The organism is Methylocucumis oryzae (assembly GCF_000963695.1).
In the GTDB taxonomy this organism is placed as follows: domain Bacteria; phylum Pseudomonadota; class Gammaproteobacteria; order Methylococcales; family Methylomonadaceae; genus Methylovulum; species Methylovulum oryzae.
In genome coordinates, this window is sequence record NZ_LAJX01000271.1 from 1 (window position 1) to 3,548 (window position 3,548).

At 46.6% G+C, this 3,548-nt stretch carries 2 protein-coding genes; both read left to right on the forward strand.

Annotation, left to right across the window (positions count from 1 at the left end):
- A partial coding sequence (locus VZ94_RS19805) for an Ig-like domain-containing protein (RefSeq protein WP_204369221.1) occupies positions 1-2,290 on the forward strand: 2,290 nt, incomplete at its 5' end.
- 65 nt (positions 2,291-2,355) lie between these two features.
- Positions 2,356-3,354: a calcium-binding protein gene (locus VZ94_RS23790; RefSeq protein WP_052700769.1), complete on the forward strand. Its 999-nt coding sequence runs from the start codon at positions 2,356-2,358 to the stop codon at positions 3,352-3,354.
- The last annotated feature ends 194 nt before the right edge of the window (positions 3,355-3,548 follow it).

The following is a 3,548-nucleotide window of genomic DNA, read 5'->3' on the forward strand; positions in this document are numbered from 1 at the left end:
TTTTACCGTTGCTGGTGTTAATGTGGCTAATGGTGTGTTAACCGATTTAACCACGAGTGATAGTGGCATCACATGGACAGCGACATTAACGCCTGATAGTAACGTCACTGATACAACTAACATGCTGACATTAGACTTAACCGGTATTAACGACTTAGCCGGTAATAGCGGTGTTGGTAGTAGCACCAGCGGCAATTACAGCATTGACACCACACGTCCAGCTTTAGCCTCAGCGATTACAGTGTCCGACACGGCATTACAAATCGGCGATACAGCGACAGTGACATTTAGCTTCACCGAAGCGGTGAGTGGTTTTACCACTGCCGATGTTGCCATGGCTAATGGTGTGTTAACCGATTTAACCACGAGTGATAGTGGCATCACATGGACAGCGACATTAACACCTGATAGTAACGTCACCGATACAAGCAACACGCTGACATTAGACTTAACCGGTATTAACGACTTAGCGGGTAATAGCGGCGTTGGCAGTATTAGCAGCGGCAATTACACCATAGACACGGCACGTCCTACCGCCAGTATTGCTGTCACGGATTCTGCATTAACTTTAGGCGATACTTCGCTAGTCACGATTACCTTCTCTGAAGCAGTTAACGGCTTTACCAACGCCGACCTCACCGTCGATAACGGTAGTTTATCCAATGTCAGCAGCAACGATGGTGGTATCACATGGACAGCGATATTAACTCCGACATTGAGCGTCATCGACAATAGTAACGTGATTAGATTGTCGAATAACAACGTGCAAGACAGCGCGGGTAATACCGGTAGTGGCAGCACGGTTTCAAACAACTATACGATTAATACGGATACTGCACCTAGCGCCAGTCCGTTAAATCAAAATCTGGACTATATCGAAGATACAACAACGGCTATAAGCGACATTGTAATCACCGACCCGGATGCGGACAGTTTTACGGCAACAGTAACAATGGCCGATGGTAATAGTAGCAATGGCTCGCTGAGCGCAAGTTCTGGGCATGGTGAAATCTACAATGTTATGACAGGTGTTTGGAGCGTGACGGGGAGCTTAACCGATGTTAATGCTGCGTTAGCTGCACTGAGTTTTGTTTCAGCGCCAAACAAACATAGCGCTACCAGTGCAACAGTATTAATCAGTGATGGTGTCAATGCGCCGCTAACGGGTACGTTACAGTTTAACGGTATTGCGGTGAACGACGCGCCGTTCGGCATACCAAGCCTTATCGGAACACTTGAGCAAGGTCAAATTATTACTGCCGATATCAGCGCAATCACCGATGCTGACGGCATTAGCGGCGCTTATAGCTACGTTTGGAAAGCTGATGGTAAGACTATTAACAATGCTAATGCAGCAACTTATCAACTGACTCAAGCTGAAGTCGGTAAAACTATTACGGTACACGTCAGCTATACCGACAATGACACTACGTTAGAGACTGTTACCAGCTTAGCAAGCGCCCAAGTCGCGAATATCAATGACGCTCCAGCGGCTTCTGATGACACCGCTATTGCTGTAGAAATCGGCGGAATTGACAGTATCCCAGGTATTAACCCTAGTGGAAACGTATTAACTAACGATAGCGACATGGATGCGGGCGACACTTTCAGCGTGACAGCGATTGCCAATGGTGTTGTGGGCGGTAGTATAGAAGGCAAGTACGGCCGTTTACATTTAAACAGCGACGGTAGCTATACCTATATCGTCAATAACAACAACCCGTTAGTAGATGCATTAAATAACGGAGAAAGCTTAGTTGACTCATTTAATTACACACTTACCGATGCCGCAGGGTTATCTGATAACGCTTATTTAAAGATTACTATCCAAGGCCAAACCGATGCAGCCATAGATCAAGACGGAATTTCTGCGGTTATCGAGAATGCGGGGGGTGACGGCGATGCCAATAACGACGGCATTCCAGACGCAGAGCAATCGAATGTTACTAACTTACCGCTTATCAGTGCTGAAGACTTTGCCTTAGGTTCACAAGCACCTGCAACTAGTTACGGCGCTTTAATCGTAGGCGACCTTAGCAGTGAAGATGGTGAGGTTTCGCTGAATGCTAATACTGAAATTGACAATGTTAAGGTGTTATCAACAGCTGAGGCCGAAACTCTCTATGGTGCCGTGGTTGCTGCAGAATTGGCGCAAATAAGTCAAGACTCGTTATTCACCGGTTTATTGAACTATACGATAAAAGCCACCGGCAATAATGGCTTAACCGACTTAGACCCGACTCGTGCCGGTGTACAAACACGGTTAGTAATAGCACTGCCAGAGGCATAACCGCCGACACTTATTATAAAATTGGTCCTGTACCGACTGACAGCAACCCCCATGTTTATGCGTATATGGCTGATGGCAATCTAAGCACTTATGACGACGGCGCTGAATTTATTGATAGCAATCACGATGGCGATTACGAGCGCATCGTCATTACCTTCACTGACGGTGCTACTGGCGATGACGATTTATTAGTCAATAACCAAATTATTGACCCCGGCTTTATAGGTCAGGCGACCATCATCAGACATACCATCATTGGTACGCCTAAAGCCGATCAACTGCTAGGCACTCAAGCAAGCGACAACATTATCGGATTAGCCGGTGCCGACCTTATCTTAGGTGGGCGCGGCGATGATTGGATTCGCAGCAATGTCGGTAATGATACAGTGCGTGGCGGCTTAGGTAATGACAGTTTATTCGGTGGTTCAGGCGATGACATTTTCAGCGGTAGCGTGTTAGGGGATGACCAGTATTACGGCGGAACCGGTCATGACACGGTCGATTACCTGCTTGCCAATGAGGGGGTAACGATTACATTAGGCCAATCCGATGCACAAAACGTAAGCGTTAACAGTGGTAACGATAAATTTAATAATATAGAAAATCTGAACGGCAGTGCTTACGACGACAGCTTAATTGGTAATAGTGGAAGTAATCAATTAATAGGTCGCGGTGGCGGCGATTACCTTCAAGGGCTAGGTCGTGCGGATGTACTGATTGGAGGACGTGGTAATGATTTTTTAAGTGGTGGCTTAGGTCATGATACGTTGATGGGTGGTGCGGGTAATGACCACTTTATTTTTAACGGCGCACTAGCTGCTGCACACAGCGACATCATTATTGACTTCAAATCGGGTACAGATGTGATTGAGTTATCGGCAAGCGTATTCAAGGCCTTCGCTGGACAAATCGGTCAAAAGGTGGGTTTAAGCGAAATTCTGAGCTACGAAGCGGAGACGGGTAGCTTAAGCTACGATGCTGGCAATGCGGCGGTAACACTTGCCATACTAGGCGTTTCCACGCATCCAATATTGTTAGGTAATGATTTTTTAATCGTAGCTTAGGTTGAAGGCGGGCTACCAACTTAAGTAGGGACAAGGCATTCAGAGCGCATAACGCCAGGGATGGCGTGTAGTCAATACTGTTGACTTTAGCCAGTAGCACCCATTTTCTTAGCCCGCTTTTCTTTCCACTTATTAGGAACGCCTTTATTAACACGAGGTTTTGATGGCTTGGGCGTCTTTCGGTCGGTAATAAA